This window comes from Deinococcus wulumuqiensis R12, from assembly GCF_011067105.1.
GTDB lineage: Bacteria > Deinococcota > Deinococci > Deinococcales > Deinococcaceae > Deinococcus > Deinococcus wulumuqiensis.
In genome coordinates this window covers 2,780,001-2,800,647 of the sequence record NZ_CP049357.1, presented here as the reverse complement: position 1 = coordinate 2,800,647, position 20,647 = coordinate 2,780,001, and the positions used below count along the sequence as shown (strand labels likewise).

The following is a 20,647-nucleotide window of genomic DNA, read 5'->3' as shown; positions in this document are numbered from 1 at the left end:
GCGGCGCTTTCCCGACTGTGCAGGAATTAAGCGGAAACCGTATGACCGCCGGGCAAAGACGACGAAAAGGAAGACGGGACAGGCGGGGTCACTCGGCAAAGTCTTTTTCGCTGAGTGCAGCCACGATACGCGGCAGATAGGTGTAGGCGGAAACCAGCGTGAGGAAAAAGACCACGTTGGCGGTTTCGGCGTTGCCCTCCGGGAAGGGGTTGAGGGCCGGAGACCGCTTCAGGAAGCCACCGCCCAGGATATAAGCGGCGAACAGCAGCCAGAGCGCCCAACCTCCGCTCAGGTTATAGGCGCGGGCGATGAACGCATTGCGCGAATGCCGCTCATATTCGTCGAGCTGGCCTTCGCTGCGAAACAGCCGGTTCCAGACCCAGGCGTCGGACACCAGTTGATGCAGGCTCAGGGCGATGACCGGCAGGAGCAGCAGGGGCCAAACGCCGCTCCAGCGTTCGCTGTCCAGGCTGGGGAGCGTGAGTTGCAGGGCCAGTACGCTCACCCCCAGCGCGGCGGCCCACCAGCGGCGGCGCGGCAGGGGCTGGGTGCGGCTAAAAGGCTTGGCGAACAGAATCATTCCTCCTCCTTTCCGTAAACCTGAAGACTGAGGGCAGGCAGCGGCTCCAGCGAGAACAGGGCTTCTACGGGCAGCCCGAACACCCGGCTCAGCCTGAGCGCCAGTTCCAGACTGGGGCCGTAGTCGCCCCGCTCGATAAAGCCCACCGACTGCGGGTTGATACCGACAGCTGCCGCGAGTTCGGCCCGACTCATCCCGCGCTCGGCCCGCAACGCGGCCAACCGGTTGTAAATCGGAACCTCCTCTTTTCGTTTGGCGACCACATCGGTATGTTATGTAAACATAACAAAGAAAGTCAAATGCATAACAGTGGCCCCCTCCCCCAGGTTGTCCCAGGGAAAGGGGGCCGCTGTCCGAAAGGTCGTCAGCCCTGGGGCAGCTCCACGTCGAACAGCGCCCGCACGAACTCGCGGCTGTCGAAGGGTTGCAGGTCGCCGGGCTGCTCGCCCACGCCGATGAACTTGATGGGCACGCCCAGTTCGCGCACGATGGGCACCAGGATGCCGCCCTTGGCCGTGCCGTCGAGCTTGGTGACAATCACGCCGGACAGCGGGGTGGCCTCGTGGAACTTTTTGGCCTGTTGCAAGCCGTTTTGCCCGGTCACGGCGTCGAGGACCAGCCACACCTCGGCGGGTTCGCCGGGGTCGGCCTTGTCGATGACGCGCCGGACCTTCTTGAGTTCTTCCATCAGGTTGTGCTTGTTGTGCAGTCGCCCCGCCGTGTCCACCAGCAACAGGTCGGTGCCGCGAGCTTTGCGGGCGCCCGCTGCATCGAAGGCCACCGCCGCCGGGTCGCCGCCGTCCACGCCCTGAATCACCGGTACGCCGAGGCGCTCCCCCCACACGCCGAGCTGCGTGCCTGCCGCCGCGCGGAAGGTGTCGCCTGCCGCGAACATCACGCTCTGGCCGCGTTCCATGTAGTACTGGCCGAGCTTGGCGATGGTGGTGGTCTTGCCCACACCGTTCACGCCGATGACCATCACGACGTGTCCTTTGGGGTCCACCTTGGAGCGGCTGACATCGGGCGAGAAGCCGAGTTGCCGGAACTGGGCGCGGCGGGCGTCGGGTTCGAGTTGCAGCGTGAGCGCCTGCATCAGCGCGTCCTGAAGGCGGCCCTCGCCGTTCTTGCGGATGTCCTCGATGATTTCCTCGGTGGCGGCGCGGCCCACGTCAGCGGCGATCAGGGCGTATTCGAGGTCCTCGATGCTGTCCATGCGGGTAAACGCCTCGCGCACGTCCTCGTTCAGGGAACCGGCCGTGCCGCTGAGCTGCTGGCGGGTCTTGCTCAGGCCACTGCGCAGGCGGTCGAGCCAACTCATCGCCGCACCCCGGCGCGAACTTGAGGAAGGGAAACTGTCATAACCTCAGCATACCGCGCTCAAGTGAAGCGGACCGTCCGGTTCTCCTCATACGGATTCCGCTTAATTCCTGCACAGTCGGGCCTATACAGTTGGGAAGGCGCCGCCTGTGCATCCATATCGCAGAATCCGTATTTTTTCCTACTCGCATCCGCTCGGATTGAATCTGAAACGACCAGATTCAATCGGAATCCGTATCAGCCGTACTGCGCCTTCCACTGCTTTTTCATGGCCGCGTACTCCTCGTTCGCCTCGGCCTCGTCCCATTTGGCCTTGAAGATACGGGCGGACTCGGCTTTTACCGGGTCTTCGGGCTGACGGGGCAACTCGGCGCGGCCATGTGCCCCGGACTGCCCCTTTTTGTCCTCGGGCACGGGGCCGTCGTATTTCTTGCCGCCCTTGTGGTTGGCGTAGCGGCGGGCACGGGTAAAGCCCATCTGCAAAAACTTGCGGGCCATGTCCGCGCCCACGAAGTCCCCGGCGGCGAGGTAGTCCAGAAACAGGGCATAGATTTTTTCGCTGCTCTCGCGGGCCGCGTCCGGCGTGGCAAAGCGCCAGTGCGGCAAAATCTCGCCCTTGTACGGCTGCACGAGCAGCACGCCCTGTTCGCCCCGGCCCACGCGGTAGAGCTGCGGCTCCTTTCTCAGGTCGTGCTGGCGGTAATCCACGTCGTAGTCGAAGTCGCGCTCGGATTTTTTGGTGGGGCCTCTGGAGACGCGTGGGGAGTTTTCTGGCATGGGTTCCTCTGAAAAGACGCTGGTCTGGACGCCCCCCCCGCCCCCTTGCTACGCAAGGCCCCTCCCCCGCAGGTGGGGAGGGGTCGGAGGCAGGGGCCTGGAGCGTGCAGCCTCAGTTCATGCGGTCGTCGTCCATGATGGCCTGCAGCATCCAGCGAATCTTGTCGATGGTGGCCGCGTAGCCGTTGTACATGTCGGCGGTGGCGGGGTCGTTGGCGTCGTCCACCGTCTGCGAGTCGTCGCGGTAGGTTCTGCCGATGGCGCTGAGGTCCGCCACGAGGTCGGCCACCTGGGTGCGGGCGTCGCGCACGGTTTCCTGCGGCACCTGAATGGCGCTGTAGCGGGCGATGTCAGCGGGCGCGGCGATGGGGCTGCCGCCGAGGGCCACCAGACGCTCGGCCTGCTCGTCAATGGCGGGGAAAATCTCCGCGATGAACTCGTCGTAGGCGAGGTGCAGGTCGCGGAAGAAACGGCCCCGGATGTCCCAGTGGTACTTCTTGAACTTGAGGTACAGGCTGATGGTGGTCGCCAGGTTGCGCTGCAGCGTTTCGGCCACCGTCTGGAACTCTTCTTCGCCAAGGTAGTGGTGGTCCACCAGCGCGTTGTTGACGGTGCGCAGGTGAGCGGCGTCGGCTTTGGCCTCGCCCTTGGCGGTCACGCCCTGGGCGCCGCTGGCGGGCACGCCGCTCTTGTCGGACTTGCGGGCCGCCGTCTTGCTGACCGACTTGGCCGCACTCTTGCCACTCTTCTTCGTCATGGCTGCACCCTACGCCGGGGCCGCGAGCCGCGCCCATAGCCGTTTTCTTCACGTTTGGGCAAAGAGCAACCGCTGGTCCCGCACGTCCAGCCGCGCCCACCCCGCCGCCAGCCCTTCGGTGAGGTGGGCACTGACCACGGCGCGGTTCAGGACGACGGCTCCGGCGTTCGTCATCTGCACACCCAGTGCGGTGCAGACGCGGGGCAGGAGTTCATCCACCGTCGCCGCGCCCCCGGCCAGCGCGCCTTGCACGGCCCCGGTGGTGCGTTCGTAGGCCCGCAGGTTCAGGCGGGCGAGTTCCGGCAAGTCGGACGTGGGGCCGCCGTGACCGGGCAGCACCACGCGCACGCCGGACAGCTCGCCCAGGGCCGCCGCACTCGCCTTTTGCGCGGCGCTGTCCACGCAGAAGGTCAGGGGATGCTTGCCGCGCGCCTCCGGCCCGAACAGGGCGTCGGCGGCGTAGAGCACGTCCTGCACGCGCACCGCGTACATCTGCGCGGCGTGACCGGGCACGGGAATCAGTTCCACCTCGGCCCCGACCAGCGTGTGCTGTCCGGCGTCCAGGGGCTGAGCAGGCGAAGCGGGCGCGAGCAGAAACTTGGTCTGGAGTTCACGCGGCGGCATCGCCCCGAACAGCGACAGCGGCTCCAGCACGGGAAAATTGATGACGGCGGCTTCCAGCGGCGGCGCGTACACGGGCAACCCTAGAAACTTTTTCAGGATGAAGGCGTTTCCGCCGTGGTGGTCGGCGTGGCTGTGGGTGTTCAGAATGGCCGCTGGCACCAGCCCCAGCCCCTCCACCTCGCGCAGCAGCTTGCGGGCGTGCGAGTCGTCCAGGCCGGTGTCGATGAGAAGGGCGCCGCCAGAGCCGTTTTCGAGGACCACGCTGTTGACGGCACCGAGCAGGGCGTGGGCGCCGGGACCGAGTTCGCTCAGGGGCATGAGGTCAGAGTAGAGCAGGCCCCCGACGCCTTACCCTGAGAGCATGTGGGCTTCCAGTCGCGCTTCCTCGGTTCCCGGCAGTGTGTTTTCTCTGATGGACGCGGCGGGGGTGCGGGCGCGGAGCCGGGGGCTGACGCTGACCGACCTCAGCATCGGTTCCAGCGACCAGCACCCGCCCCAGAGCGTGCTGGACGTGCTGCGCGAAGCCACCCACGATCCGGCGACCTACCGCTACCCCCGCTTTTCCGACACGCTGCCGCTGCGGGCCGCCGCCGCCGAGTACCTGACGCGGCGCTTTGGGGTCCGCCTGAATGCCGAGACCGAGGTGCTGCCGCTGATTGGCGCCCAGGAGGGGCTGGCACACCTGCTGCTCGCCGTGACCGACCCCGGCGACACGCTGCTGCTGCCCGACCCCTGCTATCCGCCGTACTGGGGCGCGGCGGCGGTGGCGGGGCTGAACGTGGTGACGCTGCCGCTGACGCCGGAGCGCGGCTTTCTGCCCGACCTCGCCGCCGTGCCGGAGAACGTGCGGCCCCGCGTGCTGCTGCTCAACTACCCCAACAACCCGACCTCGGCGGTGGCGACGGCGCAGTTTTTCCGCGAGGCCGCCGCGTGGTGTCGTGAGCGGGGCACGCTGCTGATTCACGACCACCCTTACGCCGAATTGACGTTTGGAGACTACCGCGCTCCCTCGGCACTGGAAGCGGGCACGGCGGGCGTGGTCGAACTGCACAGCCTGTCCAAGACGCACCACCTCGGCGGCTTCCGGGTGGGCTTCGCGGCGGGGGACACAGGCGCGGTAGGGGCGCTGGCCCGCGTGAAGGGCGCGGTGGATTTTCACCCCTACCTCGGCATTCAGCGGGCGGCGGCGCACGCGCTGGGCCTGCCCGACGAGGTGGGCCGGGCGGGGGCGCGAATCTTCGAGGAGCGGCGCGACGCACTGGTGCCCGCCCTGCGCGACCTGGGCTGGGAAGTCCAGACCCCCCAGGCCAGCATGTACGCCTGGGCGCGGGTGCCGGGCCTGCGGGACAGCGTGGCTTTTGCGGTGCGGGCCGCCGAGGAAACCGGCGTGGTGGTCAGTCCGGGCCGGGCCTTCGGGGAACGCGGCGAGGGCTTCGTGCGCTTTGCGCTGGTGCAGCCGCCGGAAGTGCTGCGGGCAGCGGCGCGGAAGCTGGGCACGGTGGGGGTTGGGGGTTGATGGTTGTTAATGGTTGATGGTTCCGCTGCGCTGATGGTTGATGGGAAACGACTTGCTCCCGGTCATACGGATTCCGCTTAATTCCTGCACAGTCGGGAAAGCGCCGCCTGTGCATCCATATCGCGGAATCCGTATTTTTTCCTACTCGCATCCGCTCGGATTGAATCTGAAACGACCAGATTCAATCGGAATCCGTATCAGTCATCCGCCTTCAGCCTTCAGCCATCTGCATCTTCAGCACCCGCACCCGCCCCGTCAGCGCGTCGAAGGTCCAGAGTTTTCCCCGCAGCGGCTCGCCCACGCCGCCCAGCACCAGCAGGGCTTGCAGCGCCATCAGGTCGCCCACGAGATTGGGCACCGGCCCCAGCACGCCGAGTTCGTCGCAGGAGGTGTCGTCTTCAGGGGTGGGAAACAGGTCGCGCAGGCCGAAGGCGGGGCCGAACACGCTGCACAGGCCGCTGACGCCGCTGGCCGCCCCCCAGACCCACTCGCGGCCCAGTGTGCGGCAGGTGTCAGCGATGAGGTAGCGGGTTTCAAAGTTGTCGGTGGCGTCCACCGTCAGGTCGTGCTCGGCAATCAGGGCGGCGGCATTTTCGGCGCTCAGTGCGGGCGCGGCCTGCACCTCCACGAACGGGTTGACCGCCTGAGCGACGGCGCAGGCCACCTCAGCTTTGGACCGGCCCACGTCTGCCGAGGCGTAGAGCTGCTGGCGGTGCAGGTTGGTCACCGAAACGGTGTCGCTGTCGGCCACCGTCAGCGCCCCCACCCCCGCCCCGGCGAGCTGGCGAATCACCGGCCCGCCGAGGCCACCTGCGCCGACGACGAGGACGCGGGCCGAGCGGAGTTTTTCCTGCGCCCCGGCCTCGGCCCACTCCGGCACCAGCAGGGGGCGCGAGACGCGGCGCAGCTCTTCGCGGGTCAGGGTCGTGGCGGTCAGGGTCATGGCGTGCAGGATAGGCGGCGGGCGGGGGCGGCTCCCGGCCCTTCTCCACCTTTCGGCAGACGCGGCGGGGCGTGCCGGCCCCTACAATGCGGGCTGTGGTTTCGCTCGCCGTGGTTTTCGTGCTCTCGTACCTGCTGGGGTCGCTGGTGGCGGGCGTGCTGTACTCGCGCCGCCGTGGTGAGGACATCCGGGGACGCGACCTGCCGGGCGGGAGCGGCACCTACCGGCAATACGGCCCCGGTGCGGCGGTGCTCGTCACGGCGCTCGACGTGCTTAAGGGTGTCCTGGCTGCCGGGCTGGCGCTGTGGCTCGCGCCGCAGTCCGTCCCGCTGGCGACGGCGCTGGCGACCTTCGGGGTGGTGTTCGGGCACTGCTACCCGGCCTTTTTCGGCTTTCGGGGGGGCGGCGGCATCGCGCCTTTTCTGGGGGCCATGCTGGTGACGGCTCCGTGGACCCTGCTGGTGACGGTGGCCTCGGCGCTGGCGCTGATTCCGCTCTACCGGGCGACCCTGCAACCCCGGCTCAAGCTCAACGCCATTCCCTTCGTCACGGCGCTGGCGGTACCGGTGGGCGCCCTGGTCGCGCTGCGGCTGGGCGGGCTGGCCGAGTTCCTGGCCGGAAGCGCGGCGATGGGCGTGCGGGCCGCACACCTGCTGGCGGAGAAACGCGCGTGAGGCGCTGCCTGCTGCTGCTCCTGGCGCTGGGCGGAACGGCGGGCGCCGAACTGCGCGTGGACGGCCACACGGTCCGCGCCCTGTCGGGTGAGCAGGTGACGTGGCAGTGGACCTTTGCGCCCGAGCTGGGCGCGGTGAGTCGCCCGGTGCGGCTGGACGGTCAGAACTACGTGGCGGTGGGGCCGGTGGTCTACGCCCTGAGCGACGAGGGCCGGTTCCTGGGCCGCGCCGACCTGCCGGGACGGGTCACCTCGCTCGACAGTTCCGGGGGCGCGGTGCGGGTGTCGGTGGGGGGACCGGGCGGCAGCGAACGCCTGACCCTGGGCGCCCCGAGCGGCGACACGTTGCCGGTGGAGGAACGGGTGGTGTTCGCGCCCGACCCGGCGGTGACCGGCTGGCTGGCCCGCTTTGCCGACGCGCTGCCGGAAGGTGACGTGACCCGTGCGGGGGCGCAGTTTCCGGCCAACCCGTTCATCGCGCTGCGCGAAGCGGAGGCGGCAACGGCGCGGGGCGACGACTACGCGGCCCTGAGCGCCGTGCGCCGGGCGCTGGCGGTCACCTTGCCCTTTCCGGCCTGGACACAGCTCGCCGCGCGGCTGGACCGGGCGGGGTTTCCGGCGGCGGCCAACCTCGCCCTCGACCGGGCCAAACGTGACGCGGCGGCGCGGGGCATCGACCCCGCCGTGCCGGTCAGCCGCGCCGCGCTGTTCGCCTACGGCAACCCCAGCGGCTACGTGGACACGCTGCTCACCCAAAACCGCCTGCCCCGCGCCGAAATCTGGATGAGCTTTCTGCGTGAGCTTTATCCACGTTTCGAGGGCGGCGACGCGCTGTACCACCGGTACGCGGACGTGCTGGAGGCCCAGGGCCGCGCCGGGGAAGCCGAGGAATGGCGGCAGTTCGCCCGGTCGCTGCGGGCCGGGACGCTCTACAACCTCGGCCCGAACGACACCGGGGCACTGCGCGACGTGGCGCGACTGGCGACCTTCGCACTCATGACCGCGCTGCTGGCCGCCGTGCTGACCCTGAGTGCGCGGGCGTGGCCGACCCAGCGCCAGGACCTCGCCGCCCTGGGGGGCCGCTGGCGGTCGTGGCGCCGCCCCCCCGAGCGGCTGCGGCGCACGGCGCTGGCCTACGCGTCGTTCAGCGAGCGGCTGCTGCTGCTCACGCTGGCGGCGGGCCTGCTGACGGCGCTGGGCGGCTGGCAGTGGGCCAACCTGACCGGGCGGGCGCTGCGGGACCCGGCCCTGGGCACCGGCACGTACAGCGCCAGCCCCCTCCTCAACCACCCGGCCATCAACCAGCCTGGCCTCAACAGTCCCGCCCCGGGCGCCGCAGGCGGAGCCGACCTGCAACCCGTCGCCGCGTCCTACCTGCTCGCCGGACTGCGCACTCAACTCGACGGCGACCTCGCCGCCGCCCGCACCCTGTATGGCCGCGCCGGGACCGACGCCTGCGCCCTGAACAACCTCGGGGCCATCGCGCAGAGCCGCGACGACCTGCCGCAGGCCCGCAGCCTCTACCAGCGCGCACTCTCGCTGCAACCCGACCTGAGTGCCGCCGCCTACAACCTGGGCCGCAACCCCGGCACCCCGGAAACCACGTTTCAGCGCACCTACCGCCCCGGTCAGCCCCGGCTGTGCTACCCCGAACGCCGCGCCCTGGCCCGCAGCGTCAGCGGCGACCTCGGCAGCGTGCTGCGCGGCGCGGTCACCGACCCGCTGGGCTTTCTGGCTGGGCGCCGCGCCCACACCCGCCTGAGCTGGGGACTGCTGGCCGCGCTGCCGCTGCTCGGCGTCCTGCTGGTGCTGCTGCTCATTCCCCGCGCCGCCGACCGCAGGCGTCTGGGCCGCCCCGCCGCCTTCCGGGCATTTGCCACGCTGTTGCCCGGCGCCGGGCTGCTCGGCAACGCCTGGGGCGGAGTGCTGCTGGTCGCCTGGGCCGGGGTGGCCGTCGCGCTGCTCGCCCGCTGGCTGCCCTTTCCTACCCTGCCACTTCAGGCGGCCCCGGTGCGCAGTGTCCTCTGGCTGGCCCTCGGCGCCCTGTACGCGCTGAACGTGCTGGCCCTGCTGCTCATCGAGGCGGCACATGCCCGCAGGCGGCGGCAGGGGGAACTGGAAGGGTAAAGGTGGGCGGGCTGCGCCATCTGGCCGATGCCCGAACAGACGCAGGCGCCCCAAACTGCAAACGCATGACCGACCAGGCCCAGTACCAAGACCCCCGACTCGTTCCCCTTTACGACCTCATCAACCGCTGGGGCGCCGATGACGATTTTTTCCTGACCCTGGCGAACGAGACGCCGGGCTGCCGCCTGCTCGACCTCGGGTGCGGCACCGGGCGCCTGACCACGGCTCTGGCGCGGGCCGGACACCACGTCACCGGCATAGACCCCGCGCTCGCCTCGCTGCAAGCCGCGCAGCGTAGGCCAGGAGCAGGAGGGGTGCGCTGGCGGCACGGCACAGCACAGGACGCCCCGAGTGCAGCATTCGACCTCTGCCTGATGACCGCGCACGTGTCACAGATTTTTGTGGGGGACCGCGACTGGCACGGCGTCTTGCGGCAGGTCCACCGCGCCCTCGTTCCTGGCGGGCGGCTGGCCTTCGACATGCGCGACCCGGCGGCGCGGGCCTGGGAAGCCTGGGATTCGGCGGGCGAGCGCGAAGTGTGGTCCCTCCCGGACGGCACCGAGGCGGAAACGTGGTGTGAGGTGCTGGACGTGTCCGGGCACGTGGTCCGTTTTGCCGAGCACACCCGCTTCCTGCCCGGTCAGGACGTGCTGACCTCGACTTCTGCCCTGCGTTTCCGGAGCGAAGCGGAGCTGCGAACCAGCCTGCACGCCGCCGGTTTTGAAGTGGAACACATCTCCGGCGGCTGGCGCGGCGAGCGCGTGGGCGAGGGGTGCGGGGAACTGGTCGTGGTGGCGCGGCGTTCATAGGCTGCCCGGCCTCTCCGCCATCCGGCTTACCTTCCGCCTTACGCTGTGGGCGTAAACTCTCGGCATGCTCAAGGTCCACTCCGAATTCCAGCCGTCCGGCGACCAGCCCACCGCCATCGCGTCCATCGTGGAAGGGCTGGACAGCGGGCTGAGGTACCAGACGCTGCTCGGGGCGACGGGCACCGGCAAAACCTACAGCGTGTCCAAAATCATCGAGCAGACCGGGCGCCCGGCCCTCATCATGGCCCCGAACAAACTGCTCACCGCGCAGCTGGCCTCCGAGTTCCGCGAGTTTTTCCCCGAGTCGGCGGTGGAATTTTTCATCTCCTACTACGACTACTACCAGCCCGAAGCGTACGTGCCGGGCAAGGACCTGTTCATCGAGAAAGACGCCAGCGTGAACCAGGAAATCGAACGCCTGCGTCACTCCACCACCCGCAGCCTGCTGACCCGCCGCGACACGATTGTGGTCGCCAGCGTGTCGTGTATCTACGGCCTGGGCGACCCCAAGGAATACACCGCGCTCAACGCCATCGTGAAAAAGGGCGGCGTCATGCCCCGCGACGAATTGCTCGGGCGGCTGGTCAACATGCAGTACGAACGCAACGACATCGAGCTGATGCCGGGGCGATTCTCGGTCAAGGGCGAAACCGTCACCGTCTGGCCCGCCTACGACGAGCAGCCGCTGCGTATCGAACTGTGGGGCGACGACGTGGAGCGCATCAGCGTGGTGCATCCGCTCACGGGCGAGCGGCTGGGCGACCTCGACGCCACCATCGTTTACCCGGCCAAGCACTACGTATCGAGCGCAGGCAACATCGAACGGGCCATCGTGACCATTCAGCAGGAACTCGACGAGCGGCTGGAGTACTTCCACAGCACCGGCAAACTGCTCGAAGCGCAGCGGCTCAAGGAGCGCACGCTCTATGACCTGGAGATGCTCAAGGTGCTGGGCTACTGCTCGGGCATCGAGAACTACTCGCGCCACATCGACGGCCGCGCCCCCGGCGCGACGCCCTACACCATGCTCGACTACTTCCCCGACGACTTCATCACCTTCATCGACGAGTCGCACGTCACGGTGCCGCAAATCGGTGGCATGGCGAACGGGGACCGCGCCCGCAAGCAGACGCTGGTGGACTACGGCTTTCGCCTGCCCTCGGCGCTCGACAACCGCCCGCTGAACTTCGAGGAATTCCTGTCCAAAACCGGGCAGACGGTGTTCGTCTCGGCCACGCCCGGCCCCTTCGAGAACCAGGTCAGCGATAGCGTGGCCGACCAGATTATTCGCCCCACCGGACTGGTGGACCCCGAAGTGACCATCCGGCCCATTCAGGGACAAATCGAGGACCTGCTGGGCCGGGTGCGCGAGCGGGCCGAGCGCGGCGAGCGCACGCTGGTCACCACGCTGACCAAGCGGATGTCCGAAGACCTGACCGAGTACCTGCTGGAAAAGGGCGTCAAGACGCGCTACCTGCACTCGGACATCGACTCGGTGGAGCGTCAGGTCATCATCCGTGACCTGCGGCTGGGGCACTACGACGTGCTGGTGGGCATCAACCTGCTGCGCGAGGGGCTGGACCTGCCCGAAGTCTCGTTGGTCGCCATTCTGGACGCCGACAAACCCGGCTTCCTGCGCTCGGAGCGTGCCCTGATTCAGACCATCGGACGCGCCGCCCGCAACGTCAACGGCGAGGTGATTCTGTACGCCGATACGGTGACCCCCGCCATGCGCTACGCGATGGACGAGACGATGCGCCGCCGCGAAAAGCAGCTCGCCTACAACGAGGAACACGGCATCACCCCGCGCACCGTGACCAAGAGCGTGCGTGACGTGATTCGCGGCGAGGAAGTCGAGGGCGAAATCACCTCCGACAATGTGGGCGACGACCGCGACCTGCTCACCGCGCAGCTCACCGACCTCGAACTCGACATGTGGCAGGCGTCCGAAGCGATGGACTTCGAGAAGGCCGCTCAACTGCGCGACCAGATTCGGGCGATTGAGGCCAAGCTGCAGGGCAAGGAATTCAAGCAGGCGACGGTGCCGGGGCAGAAGGCGAGGAAGCGGGGGCGGCGTTAGGATGAGAGGAAGCGACCGGTTTTTCCCGGCTCTGGCGGTGGTCCTGGCCTTCGTCGTCGTCGCCCTGACTCTAGGCATGACGGGCAATACAGCCGTCGTCTTTGCATTCTGCTTTCTGGGCGCGGTGATATTCGCCGCTCAGCGCCGGTAGGGGGGCAGCCCTAACCTAAAGCATTTGATACCACTTTGAAAAATAGTTTGGATACCCAAACTATTTTTCCGAACGGAGTGAGTAAAAGACAGTACGGAAATGAACGGCGCGTAAGAGGTGGCGGCGCTTTTCCGACATCTCTGAAGAATAGTTCGTTTCCGTATGACAGAAGAAAGCGGAGCGTTTCTGTCCAAGCAGGACGAAGAATGGAGCGGGTGGCGGTGCTGTCAGGGCGCACGCGTCATTCGGAGAACTGCTCTAGCCTTATCCGGAAAATCCTCAACGGTGAGCAAGAGTTGTCATCCGAGACGTGGTTTTGCCCCCTCTCCCCTTGCGGGGGAGGGCTGGGGAGGGGGGTAACGCAAATGGCGTCCCAGCGCAATGGAAATAAGATTCCCCTGTATTTTCCGGATAGGCTCTTAATTCGGAGAACTGCTCTAACGCAGGCGTCTGAGGGTACAGGTGTCCAACCCCGCTTTCCTGGCGATGGCGTACACTTCGGCGTCCGTGTAGTCGTCATTGGGGTGTCGCTGCGGCAACAGCTTTTCCAGCCTGTTCCTGTCGCCGGTCAGCAGGAAGCCCCCAAGCACCCGGCCCTGGCCGTACCGCGCGATACACAGAAAAAACGGGCGCTGCGCCGAAGCGACAAGGTAGTGCGGCTGCACATGGGCCACCATCCGGCCCTCTTCCACCTCTGGCCCCGAAGCGCCGAACAGCCTCATGCCCTGGCGGTCGGGGCTGCGCCTTTCTTCGTTTCCCACGGTCAAGGTCAGCTTCTCCCCCGTCTGCGCCGTTCGGTACGAGACTTCCCAGACCTGTCCCGGCGCCAGCGGAAAGGCCGCACGCGGACCGGCCCCTCCTGCGAAGGCACTCACCAGCAGTGAAAGGAGAAAAGAGGCGGCTCCTCTGTTCATAGGGCCAGTGTAGCAGTTGCTGGCCCGCCTCCCCCAACTCAGCGGGAAAGGCGGGCCAACACGTTACAGCCGCTTACTTCAGGTTCAGCGTGCAGGTGCCGACTTCGACCCCGGCATCCTCGAAAGCCTGGGCCAGCCCCTCAGCCGTTTCAGGTGCGTCGCCTTCCCCGTCGAGCATCGAGAGCTGCTCACTGATGCTGTCCATGTCGCCCGACACCAGCACGCCGGTCACGGACTTGTCCTGCACGAAGCCCATGCACACCTGCAGGTCGCTGTCCTCTTCCATGCCGGTCATCACGTCGGCGGCAAAGACCAGTCCGGTTTCAGGGTCGTAGCTCAGCGGCCCGAGGTCGCTCTCGAAGCTCCAGCCGTCGTCCCATTCGGGAGCGGCGTCATCCAGGACGAGTTCGCGTTCGATGCTCTCGCCGCCTGCCGTGGTGCCGCTCAGGACCCAGGTCTGACCGGGTTGGAACACGGCGTCGGCAAGCAGCGCAGGCGCGGCTGGCGAGGTCACGGCAGGGACAGGTGCCGGAGCGGGTTGGGGGGCCGGGACCGGCTTGGGCGCGGGTTTGGGCGCGGGCGCGACCGGAGCGGGGGCCGGACGCGGCGCCGGGCGGGGGCCTGCCCCCCCAGCGAACGCGGCGGGAGCGAGGGTCAGCAGGGCAGCAGTAAGCAGCAGGTGGCGCATAGGGACACATCCTTAGGGAGAGGGGCGAAAAGTGACGGGACGCTCAAACTCTACTCGTGTGGTTTCAGTCCGGCCTTGATTAAACGGCCACGTCCTGCCCTTGCGGGGCGCCCTCGACTTCCTGACGCTGCCGGGGCAACAGCAGGTTCGCCACGATGCCCACCAGCGCCGCGAGCGCCATGCCGTGCAGTTCCAGTTTGGTCCCGGCCACGCTCAGCGGAAAGCTCGCGCCGCCCAGTCCCAGCACCAGAATCAGCGACACGATAATCAGGTTGCGGCTGTGAGCGAAATCGATTCTGGCTTCGGCCAGGGTGCGAATCCCCACGCTGGCAATCATCCCGAACAGCAGGATGCTGACGCCGCCCAGCACGCCCTGCGGCAGACTTTTCAGGACCGCCGCCAGCTTGGGCGAGCAGCCGAAGAGAACAGCGAACACCGCGCCGATCTGAATCACGCGGGGGTCGTAGACGCGGGTCAGCGCCAGCACGCCCGTGTTCTCGGCGTAGGTGGTGGCGGCGGGGCCACCCATCAGGGCGCTGCTCATGTTGGCGACGCCGTCCGCGAACAGAGTGCGCGACAGGCCCGGTTTTTCCAGAAAGTTCTTGCCGACCACCCGCCCGTTGACCACCACGTCGCCCACATGCTCGATGAAGGTCACGACAGCGACGGGCGCGATGATGGCGACGGCCCGCCAGTCCAGCGCCGGGCCGTGAAAGTCCGGCAGCCCCAGCAGCGGCGCGGCGGCGATGTCGGCCAGCGCCTTCCCGTCCACCTGTCCGGACAGCAGCGCGGCCAGGTAGCCCGTCACCACGCCGACCAGAATGGGAATCATGCGAAACAGCCCGCGCCCGTAGATGCTGGCGACGATGGCGGCCAGCAGCGTGACGAGCGCGATCCACCAGTTGTTCTTGGCCTGGTTCACCGCCACGCTGCTCAGCCCCAGCCCGATCACGATAATCACGGGACCCGTCACCACCGGCGGAAACACCCGCAGCAGCCGCTCGGTGCCGAACAGTTTGACCAGCACGGAAAACAGCACGTACATCAGCCCCGCCGCGATCAGTCCGCCCGCCGCCGCTGCCGGTCCCATTTCCTTGACCACCAGGGCGGTCGGCGCGATGAACGCGAACGAGCTTCCCAGGAAAATCGGCACCTGTCCCCGCGTCAGCAGGTGAAAGAGCAAAGTGGCGACCCCCGCGCCGAACAGCGCCACCGAGGGCGAGAGGCCCACAAGAATCGGCACCAGCACGGTGGCCCCGAACATGGCAATCGAGTGCTGCAAGCCCAGCACCACGCGGCGGGTGGGCGGAAGGTCGGTGACGGGCGGCGCGGTACGTGTCATATGAGAAAGTTTAACGTCCCTCCACGCTTTTCCTCTGTGCCCTCTACCCTCTACCCTGCTCCCCATGAATGCCAAAGGCGACCTGATTGCCCGCCTCGTCTCGCTGGGACTGGGCACCCCCACCTTCGAAGCCGAGGCGCACGGTCCCGCCCACGAACGCACCTTTCACGTCAAGGTCTGGTCGGGCGGACAGGTCATCAGCGCCGCCGAGGGACGCACCAAGAAGGACGCCGAACGCCTCGCCGCCGAACTTGCCCTGCGCGGTCTGGACGGTCAGAGCGTGCCCCCAGCGGTCACGGCCACCGCAGCGCCGCAGGGAGGAGCGTGGCCGATTTACGCGCAGGTGCTGGCCGAAGCGGTGGAGGCCGCGATGGAATTTGCCCGCGAGGACGCCACGCTGGATGAGGTGCGCCGCGACGCCGGGCGCTTTTACCGCGAGTTGCTGACCGACCTCGGGCACGGCCCGGAAGAAGCGTGAAGCCACTCGTGAAACCGCTGGCGCCTGCGGGCGTTCTGTTCGACATGGACGGCGTGCTGACCGCCAACAACCACTTTCACCGCCTGGCCTGGAAGGAAGTGGCGGCAGAGTGGCTGGGCCTGACCCTCACCGAACACGACCTGGACACCAAAGTGGACGGCGGGCGCAACCCAGAAATCGTGGAGCGGCTCACCGGACAGGTGCCCGACCCCGAGTGGATGGGGCGGTTTCACGAGGCCAAGGAAGGCCGTTACCGCCAACTCGCCGCCGGAGTGCTGCGCGAAGTCGCGGGCCTGAACGGGTATCTGGACGCGCTGGACGCACGCAGCATCCCCTTTGCCCTGGTCACCAGCGCAGACCGCACCAACGTGGAATTCGGCATGGCGCAACTGGGCCTCGGCCCGCGCTTTGGGCGCCGGGTGACGGGCGAGGAGGTCACCAACGGCAAGCCCCACCCCGAACCGTACCTGCTGGGAGCCGCGCGGCTGGGCCTCGACCCCGCCCGCTGCCTCGCCCACGAAGATGCCGTCAGCGGCGTGAAAAGTGCGGCGGCGGCAGGCTGCACCGTCATCGCCCTGACGACCACGGCCCCGGCTCAGGCGCTCCTGGACGCGGGGGCGGCCCTGGCGGTTCCCGATTTCACGGGCTGGCGCGGGTGGCTGGCCTAAGCGCATGAAAGGAGCCGACGCCGAGGCCCGCGCCGCCGCGCATCTGGAGGGGCTGGGACGCGAGATTCTGGCCCGCAACTACCGCATTCCCGGCGGAGAAATAGACATCGTGAGCCGGGAGGGGGGCGGCACGCTGGTCTTTACCGAGGTGCGGCAGCGCAAAAGCAGCCGCCACGGCAGCGCCGCCGAGAGCGTCACCCCGCGCAAACTGGCGCTGATGTGGCGGGCCGCGCAGACCTATCTCGTGCGCGAGTACGGGCGCGACGACCTGCCCTGCCGCCTGGAAGTCCTGACGATAGACGGAGCAGCGGAGACGGGTGAATTGCGGGTGATGGCGGTGGAGGGGTAGGCCATCTTTTCCCCCTCGCCCCTTGTGGGAGAGGGAGGGAGGAGCGCAGCGACGGAAGGGTGATACGGATTCCGATTGAATCTGGTAGTTTCAGATTCAATCCGAGCGGATGCGAGTAGGAAAAAATACGGATTCTGCGATATGGATGCACAGGCGGCGCTTTCCCGACTGTGCAGGAATTAAGCGGAATCCGTATGAGGGGGCGTGCAAACCAACCTGCCACTCCCCCTCAGCCTTCTCCATCACCCGTCACCTCTCCCGCCGCAGGGCCAGCGCCAGCAGGAAAATGGCGGTGTTGACCAGCACGATGGTCGCCCCCGGCGCGGTGTCCAGGTAGTAACTGGCGTACAGCCCGGTCACCCCGCCCAGAATGCCCAGCGCGGCGGCGAGCAGCGTCATGGTCCGCAGGCTGCGCGAGAGCAGGCGGGCGGCGGCACTCGACGTGATCAGCAGGCTGACGCTGAGGGTGGTGCCCACCAGTTGCACCGTCAGCACGACCACCAGCCCGATCAGCACCAGCAGCAGGTTGTTCAGCCGCGTGACCGGCAGGCCCACGGTCTGCGCCTCGGTGGGGTCGAAGGAGGCGAGCAGCAGCTCCTTCTGAATCGCCGTGAGCAGCCCCCCCACCCCCAGCGTGACGGCCAGGGCGCCCCACAGGTCGGCGGGGGTCACGCCCAGCGGGTTGCCGATCAGGAAGTTGCTGAGGTCGGAAGTAAAGGTGGGCGCCCGCGACAGCAGCACGATGCCCAGCGCGAACATCCCCACGAAGACGATGCCGATGGCGCTGTCCTGTTTCAGCCCGCTGCGCCGCCCGATCCAGCCGATGCCCAGCGCCGTGAGCACCGCCGCGACCGCCGCGCCGAGCAGCAGATTGCCCCGGAGCAAGAAGGCGGCCACGATGCCCGGCAGCACCGCGTGACTCATCGCGTCCCCGATGTAGCTCAGGCCGCGCAGCACCACCCAGGCACCGATCAGCGCGCACAGCACGCTCACCAGCCCCACCGCGAGCAGCGCCCGGACGAAGAAGTCGAACTGCAGCGGGTCTAGCAGCCAGTGCATGGGGCCTCCCTCGGGGCAAATGGCAGATGGCAGATGGCAGATGGCTTTTGGGTATGGGCCTTCTGCCTTCCGCCTTCTGCCATCTGCCTCCCCCTACCCATGCGCCCCCCCGCCCGTGAACGTCGCCTCGATATTCTGCGGCGTGTACACCGCGTCGGGCCTGCCGTCGGCAATCACCCGGCGGTTGATCAGCACGATTCGGTCACACCAGCGCCGGGCCTGTTCGAGGTCGTGCGTCACCATCACCACGGCGCGGCCCTGGTCGGCCTGGGCACGCAGCAGGGCCATCAACTGCTCCTGGGTGGTCACGTCCACGCCGGTCAGGGGTTCGTCGAGCAGCAGCAGGTGCCCCTGCCGGGCCAGCATCCGCGCGAGCAGCACGCGCTGACGCTGCCCCCCGGAGAGCGCCCCGATGTGCCGGTGTCTCAGGTCATACACGCCAGTTTCCTTGAGCGCGTCGGCCACGATCTGCCGGTCTCGCGCCCCCGGCCAGCGCCCCCAGCCCAGCCGACTGGTGCGGCCCATCATCGCCGTGTCCCAGACGGTGACCGGAAAGCCCCAGTCCAGGGTCTGCTGCTGCGGCACGTAGCACAGGCAGGAGCGGGCGCTGTGTCCGGGGTCGTAGGTCACCTGACCCTCGTACTCGCCGAGCAGTCCCGTCAGGGCGCGGAGCAGCGTGCTCTTGCCGGCGCCGTTCGGCCCGATCAAAGCCGTGAATTGCCCAGCCTCGAAACGCAGGGTCACGTCCCGGAGCGCCACCTGCGGGCCGTAGCACACTGTCAGTCCCTCCACCCCGAGCATCGCGGCATCGTAGCAAAGAATTGCGAATGACGTATCAAATGCGTCTGCCCACTTCCGGCTGCGCGGCTGTTCCGAACAGTCCCGCCTGCCGCTGCCGCCACACGTCCAGCGCCTTGTGGTCGAGCCGCGACAGGGCCGCGCCCGTGACCGGCTGCCGGGGCAGGTCGGCTTCGGCGCGGTAGACCTCCACCGTCAGGCGGCGGTGCGTCATGCCGTGCGTGACCGTGCCCAGGTGTTCGCCCAGCTTGGCACCCAGGCGGGTTTGCAGCCGGGCCAGGGCAGCCCTCGGCGTCTCGCCTTCGGCCACTTCCTCCAGCGGCAGCCCGAACAGGCCCCCCAGCAGCGTGCCCTGCCGCTTTTCCAGCACGGCCTGTTCAGCGTCGCCGATCAGCAGCGCCACCGCCCGCACCTCACGCACCGGGGCACGCACTTTGGGCGCGGGAAAGTCGCTGGGCCGCCCCAGCCGGTACGCCGCGCAGTGGGCGCTGACCGGACAGCGGTCACAGGCAGGCGATTTGGGCACGCACACGGTGGCCCCCAGGTCCATGACCGCTTCATTCCAGGCGCCGGGACGGGCCGGGTCCAGCAGCGCGTCGGCCCTTTGCTGCACCCAGGGTTCAGACGGCTGCGCCTCGGCGTACAGCCGCGACAGAACCCGCCTCACGTTGCCGTCGTTCACGGCCCGCCGCTCGTTCAGGGCGAGGCTGCTGACCGCCGCCGCCGTGTACGGCCCCACGCCCGGCAGCGCCAGCCAGTCGGCGTACGCCTGGGGAAAACCGCGCCCAGCCACGATGCCCGCCGCCCGGTGCAGGTTGCGGGCGCGGGCGTAGTACCCGCAGCCCTCCCACGCCTTGAGCACGGCGTCCTGCGGGGCGGCGGCCAGGGCCTGCACCGTCGGAAAAGCCTCCAGAAAGCGCTCGTAGTACATTCGCCCCCGCACCACCTGCGTCTGTTGCAGCAGAATCTCGGCCACCCAGACCCGGTAGGGGTCACGCGCTCCCTCCGGCCCCACCCGCCAGGGCAGCTCACGCCCCGCCCGGTCGAACCACGCCAGCAGCTCCCCGCGCAGCGCCCCCACGTCCAGGGGGAAGGGGGACAAAACGGGCGCCGACTCAGGCAACGTCATCGGGCGCAGTGTAGGGAAAACGGGAAACGGCAAAGGGTGCCTGAGCAGCGTTCCGGCGGTTCCCATTTCGCTGCGCGGCCAGAGTCCGTGTGATACGGATTCCGCTTCATTCCTGCACAGTCGGGCCTATACAGTTGGGAAGGCGCCGCCTGTGCATCCATATCGCGGAATCCGTATTTTTTCCTACTCGCATCCGCTCTGCTGCGCAGCTTTGCAAGTCGGATTGAATCTGAAACTACCAGATTCAATCGGAATCCGTGTGAGACACGAAAATCAGCGGGCATGAAGGCGGGCAAGTCAGTCCCGGTTCTTCATCCCCGCTGGGAGAAAGTCCTGCTCAGCCGCGCGGCGTGTCGGTTCCGCCCGCACTTCCGGGGGCACGCAGGCGGCGGCGCACGCCCTGGGCGTAGTCGGCGAGGTCGGCCAGCAGGTCGGTGACGGTGGTCCGCAGCAGGAACTGGCCGCCCGGCAGCGGCGTCACCGCCATGAAGGGCGGGCGGGCCAGGGTGTCCAGAATGGTCTGCATGTCGTCCGGGCCGACGCCGTTGCCGAGGCGCTGGGCAAGTTCGCTGACGTTGACGAGGCTCTGGGCGGGCTGCTGGCTCAGCGTGAGCAGGACATAGGTCAACGCGCCGCGCTGGGCGAGGTGGCCGCTGACGAGTTCGGCCACGCTCGCGGCACTCTCCATGCTCACGTCACCCGTTCGCCAGTAGCCGCGCAGGTCGAAGGCGCCCAGCGGAGCGAGACGGGCATGTTCGATCAGCGACACCAGGGCCTCGCGCGTCAGACGCGGCACGCCGGGAGCGCGGTCGTCCTCGGTGGTGATCAGGGCGCGGTGGTCGTCGCCGCTGTCCCATTCGGGGTACGT

Annotated in this window: 22 protein-coding genes (1 of these 22 running past the window's edge); 8 read left to right on the top strand and 14 right to left on the bottom strand. The window is 68.0% G+C overall.

Annotated features, from left to right (window positions below; genetic code table 11):
* Positions 1 to 88 precede the first annotated feature (88 nt).
* The 6 genes from G6R31_RS13550 to G6R31_RS13525 all read right to left on the bottom strand — a co-directional run bounded on the left by G6R31_RS13550 (position 89) and on the right by G6R31_RS13525 (position 4,373).
* Positions 89 to 580 carry a hypothetical protein gene (locus tag G6R31_RS13550; RefSeq protein ID WP_017870887.1) on the bottom strand — a complete coding sequence of 164 codons (492 nt, stop codon included), beginning with the start codon at positions 578 to 580 and terminating at the stop codon, positions 89 to 91.
* Positions 577 to 843, bottom strand: coding sequence for a helix-turn-helix transcriptional regulator (locus G6R31_RS13545; RefSeq protein WP_025566781.1), 267 nt, complete (start codon positions 841 to 843; stop codon positions 577 to 579). The genes G6R31_RS13550 and G6R31_RS13545 overlap by 4 nt, the downstream gene beginning before the upstream one ends.
* A gap of 101 nt (positions 844 to 944) precedes the next feature.
* On the bottom strand, positions 945 to 1,898 hold the full coding sequence (gene ftsY / locus G6R31_RS13540; protein ID WP_017870885.1) for a signal recognition particle-docking protein FtsY: 954 nt from the start codon (positions 1,896 to 1,898) through the stop codon (positions 945 to 947).
* 236 nt (positions 1,899 to 2,134) lie between these two features.
* Entirely contained in the window at positions 2,135 to 2,674 is a 540-nt protein-coding gene (locus G6R31_RS13535; protein ID WP_017870884.1) for a DUF4385 domain-containing protein, read from the bottom strand.
* 112 nt (positions 2,675 to 2,786) lie between these two features.
* Positions 2,787 to 3,431 carry a Dps family protein gene (locus tag G6R31_RS13530; protein WP_017870883.1) on the bottom strand — a complete coding sequence of 215 codons (645 nt, stop codon included), beginning with the start codon at positions 3,429 to 3,431 and terminating at the stop codon, positions 2,787 to 2,789.
* 48 nt (positions 3,432 to 3,479) lie between these two features.
* Positions 3,480 to 4,373, bottom strand: a complete 894-nt coding sequence (locus tag G6R31_RS13525; RefSeq protein WP_017870882.1) for an MBL fold metallo-hydrolase — start codon at positions 4,371 to 4,373, stop codon at positions 3,480 to 3,482.
* 43 nt (positions 4,374 to 4,416) lie between these two features.
* Here G6R31_RS13525 and G6R31_RS13520 point away from each other — a divergent pair, with 43 nt between their 5' ends.
* Positions 4,417 to 5,571, top strand: a complete 1,155-nt coding sequence (locus G6R31_RS13520; RefSeq protein ID WP_017870881.1) for an aminotransferase class I/II-fold pyridoxal phosphate-dependent enzyme — start codon at positions 4,417 to 4,419, stop codon at positions 5,569 to 5,571.
* 211 nt (positions 5,572 to 5,782) lie between these two features.
* On the opposite strand, the gene G6R31_RS13515 is transcribed toward G6R31_RS13520, so the two are convergent.
* Positions 5,783 to 6,514, bottom strand: coding sequence for a HesA/MoeB/ThiF family protein (locus G6R31_RS13515; RefSeq protein WP_017870880.1), 732 nt, complete (start codon positions 6,512 to 6,514; stop codon positions 5,783 to 5,785).
* 86 nt (positions 6,515 to 6,600) lie between these two features.
* Between G6R31_RS13515 and G6R31_RS13510 the strand changes: the two genes are divergently transcribed.
* The 4 genes from G6R31_RS13510 (at position 6,601) to uvrB (ending at position 12,203) form a co-directional block, all read left to right on the top strand.
* Entirely contained in the window at positions 6,601 to 7,188 is a 588-nt protein-coding gene (locus G6R31_RS13510; protein ID WP_017870879.1) for a glycerol-3-phosphate acyltransferase, read from the top strand.
* A complete protein-coding gene (locus G6R31_RS13505; RefSeq protein ID WP_017870878.1) occupies positions 7,185 to 9,314 on the top strand; it encodes a hypothetical protein in 2,130 nt (709 codons plus the stop codon). The genes G6R31_RS13510 and G6R31_RS13505 overlap by 4 nt, the downstream gene beginning before the upstream one ends.
* A 65-nt stretch (positions 9,315 to 9,379) precedes the next feature.
* Positions 9,380 to 10,123 (top strand): class I SAM-dependent methyltransferase, encoded by a 744-nt coding sequence (locus G6R31_RS13500; protein ID WP_017870877.1) that lies wholly within the window; start codon positions 9,380 to 9,382, stop codon positions 10,121 to 10,123.
* Between the two features lie 64 nt (positions 10,124 to 10,187).
* The gene (gene uvrB, locus G6R31_RS13495; protein WP_017870876.1) at positions 10,188 to 12,203 is read left to right on the top strand and encodes an excinuclease ABC subunit UvrB; all 2,016 of its coding nucleotides are present in this window, start codon (positions 10,188 to 10,190) and stop codon (positions 12,201 to 12,203) included.
* A gap of 588 nt (positions 12,204 to 12,791) precedes the next feature.
* Here uvrB and G6R31_RS13490 read toward each other — a convergent pair.
* From G6R31_RS13490 to G6R31_RS13480, 3 genes are all read right to left on the bottom strand, one after another.
* Positions 12,792 to 13,268 (bottom strand): hypothetical protein, encoded by a 477-nt coding sequence (locus G6R31_RS13490; protein ID WP_017870874.1) that lies wholly within the window; start codon positions 13,266 to 13,268, stop codon positions 12,792 to 12,794.
* Positions 13,269 to 13,341: 73 nt separating this feature from the next.
* Positions 13,342 to 13,956, bottom strand: a complete 615-nt coding sequence (locus G6R31_RS13485) for a hypothetical protein (RefSeq protein ID WP_040384500.1) — start codon at positions 13,954 to 13,956, stop codon at positions 13,342 to 13,344.
* Between the two features lie 79 nt (positions 13,957 to 14,035).
* Entirely contained in the window at positions 14,036 to 15,298 is a 1,263-nt protein-coding gene (locus G6R31_RS13480) for a uracil-xanthine permease family protein (RefSeq protein WP_017870872.1), read from the bottom strand.
* A gap of 64 nt (positions 15,299 to 15,362) precedes the next feature.
* Between G6R31_RS13480 and G6R31_RS13475 the strand changes: the two genes are divergently transcribed.
* From G6R31_RS13475 to G6R31_RS13465, 3 genes are read left to right on the top strand one after another with little or no spacing between them, the layout of a single operon-like run.
* Positions 15,363 to 15,776 (top strand): putative dsRNA-binding protein, encoded by a 414-nt coding sequence (locus tag G6R31_RS13475; protein WP_017870871.1) that lies wholly within the window; start codon positions 15,363 to 15,365, stop codon positions 15,774 to 15,776.
* Positions 15,773 to 16,444, top strand: coding sequence for an HAD family hydrolase (locus G6R31_RS13470; RefSeq protein WP_017870870.1), 672 nt, complete (start codon positions 15,773 to 15,775; stop codon positions 16,442 to 16,444). The genes G6R31_RS13475 and G6R31_RS13470 overlap by 4 nt, the downstream gene beginning before the upstream one ends.
* A gap of 4 nt (positions 16,445 to 16,448) precedes the next feature.
* Positions 16,449 to 16,793 (top strand): YraN family protein, encoded by a 345-nt coding sequence (locus tag G6R31_RS13465; protein ID WP_017870869.1) that lies wholly within the window; start codon positions 16,449 to 16,451, stop codon positions 16,791 to 16,793.
* Positions 16,794 to 17,042: 249 nt separating this feature from the next.
* Here G6R31_RS13465 and G6R31_RS13460 read toward each other — a convergent pair whose 3' ends face one another.
* The 4 genes from G6R31_RS13460 to G6R31_RS13445 form a co-directional block, all read right to left on the bottom strand.
* Positions 17,043 to 17,852, bottom strand: a complete 810-nt coding sequence (locus G6R31_RS13460) for a metal ABC transporter permease (protein ID WP_017870868.1) — start codon at positions 17,850 to 17,852, stop codon at positions 17,043 to 17,045.
* A 93-nt stretch (positions 17,853 to 17,945) separates the two neighbouring features.
* Complete coding sequence (locus G6R31_RS13455) at positions 17,946 to 18,653, bottom strand: metal ABC transporter ATP-binding protein (RefSeq protein WP_017870867.1); 708 nt, start codon at positions 18,651 to 18,653, stop codon at positions 17,946 to 17,948.
* A 34-nt stretch (positions 18,654 to 18,687) separates the two neighbouring features.
* Positions 18,688 to 19,779: an A/G-specific adenine glycosylase gene (gene mutY / locus G6R31_RS13450; protein WP_026138755.1), complete on the bottom strand. Its 1,092-nt coding sequence runs from the start codon at positions 19,777 to 19,779 to the stop codon at positions 18,688 to 18,690.
* A gap of 337 nt (positions 19,780 to 20,116) precedes the next feature.
* On the bottom strand, positions 20,117 to 20,647 hold the 3' end of the coding sequence (locus G6R31_RS13445; protein WP_017870865.1) for a hypothetical protein. 909 nt of this gene lie beyond the right edge of the window; the window shows 531 of its 1,440 coding nt (coding positions 910-1,440); its start codon lies beyond the right edge, outside the window; the stop codon is at positions 20,117 to 20,119.

What these genes read in the sequence shown, in the direction of transcription:
- G6R31_RS13460 (WP_017870868.1), bottom strand. Translation starts at nt 17,852, where the DNA reads ATGCACTGGCTGCTAGACCCGCTGCAGTTCGACTTCTTCGTCCGGGCG.
- G6R31_RS13455 (WP_017870867.1), bottom strand. Translation starts at nt 18,653, where the DNA reads ATGCTCGGGGTGGAGGGACTGACAGTGTGCTACGGCCCGCAGGTGGCG.
- G6R31_RS13475 (WP_017870871.1), top strand. Translation starts at nt 15,363, where the DNA reads ATGAATGCCAAAGGCGACCTGATTGCCCGCCTCGTCTCGCTGGGACTG.
- G6R31_RS13500 (WP_017870877.1), top strand. Translation starts at nt 9,380, where the DNA reads ATGACCGACCAGGCCCAGTACCAAGACCCCCGACTCGTTCCCCTTTAC.
- G6R31_RS13515 (WP_017870880.1), bottom strand. Translation starts at nt 6,514, where the DNA reads ATGACCCTGACCGCCACGACCCTGACCCGCGAAGAGCTGCGCCGCGTC.
- G6R31_RS13550 (WP_017870887.1), bottom strand. Translation starts at nt 580, where the DNA reads ATGATTCTGTTCGCCAAGCCTTTTAGCCGCACCCAGCCCCTGCCGCGC.
- G6R31_RS13465 (WP_017870869.1), top strand. Translation starts at nt 16,449, where the DNA reads ATGAAAGGAGCCGACGCCGAGGCCCGCGCCGCCGCGCATCTGGAGGGG.
- G6R31_RS13480 (WP_017870872.1), bottom strand. Translation starts at nt 15,298, where the DNA reads ATGACACGTACCGCGCCGCCCGTCACCGACCTTCCGCCCACCCGCCGC.
- G6R31_RS13525 (WP_017870882.1), bottom strand. Translation starts at nt 4,373, where the DNA reads ATGCCCCTGAGCGAACTCGGTCCCGGCGCCCACGCCCTGCTCGGTGCC.
- G6R31_RS13520 (WP_017870881.1), top strand. Translation starts at nt 4,417, where the DNA reads ATGTGGGCTTCCAGTCGCGCTTCCTCGGTTCCCGGCAGTGTGTTTTCT.
- G6R31_RS13485 (WP_040384500.1), bottom strand. Translation starts at nt 13,956, where the DNA reads ATGCGCCACCTGCTGCTTACTGCTGCCCTGCTGACCCTCGCTCCCGCC.
- G6R31_RS13490 (WP_017870874.1), bottom strand. Translation starts at nt 13,268, where the DNA reads ATGAACAGAGGAGCCGCCTCTTTTCTCCTTTCACTGCTGGTGAGTGCC.
- ftsY (WP_017870885.1), bottom strand. Translation starts at nt 1,898, where the DNA reads ATGAGTTGGCTCGACCGCCTGCGCAGTGGCCTGAGCAAGACCCGCCAG.
- G6R31_RS13530 (WP_017870883.1), bottom strand. Translation starts at nt 3,431, where the DNA reads ATGACGAAGAAGAGTGGCAAGAGTGCGGCCAAGTCGGTCAGCAAGACG.
- G6R31_RS13510 (WP_017870879.1), top strand. Translation starts at nt 6,601, where the DNA reads ATGCGGGCTGTGGTTTCGCTCGCCGTGGTTTTCGTGCTCTCGTACCTG.
- uvrB (WP_017870876.1), top strand. Translation starts at nt 10,188, where the DNA reads ATGCTCAAGGTCCACTCCGAATTCCAGCCGTCCGGCGACCAGCCCACC.
- G6R31_RS13535 (WP_017870884.1), bottom strand. Translation starts at nt 2,674, where the DNA reads ATGCCAGAAAACTCCCCACGCGTCTCCAGAGGCCCCACCAAAAAATCC.
- mutY (WP_026138755.1), bottom strand. Translation starts at nt 19,779, where the DNA reads ATGACGTTGCCTGAGTCGGCGCCCGTTTTGTCCCCCTTCCCCCTGGAC.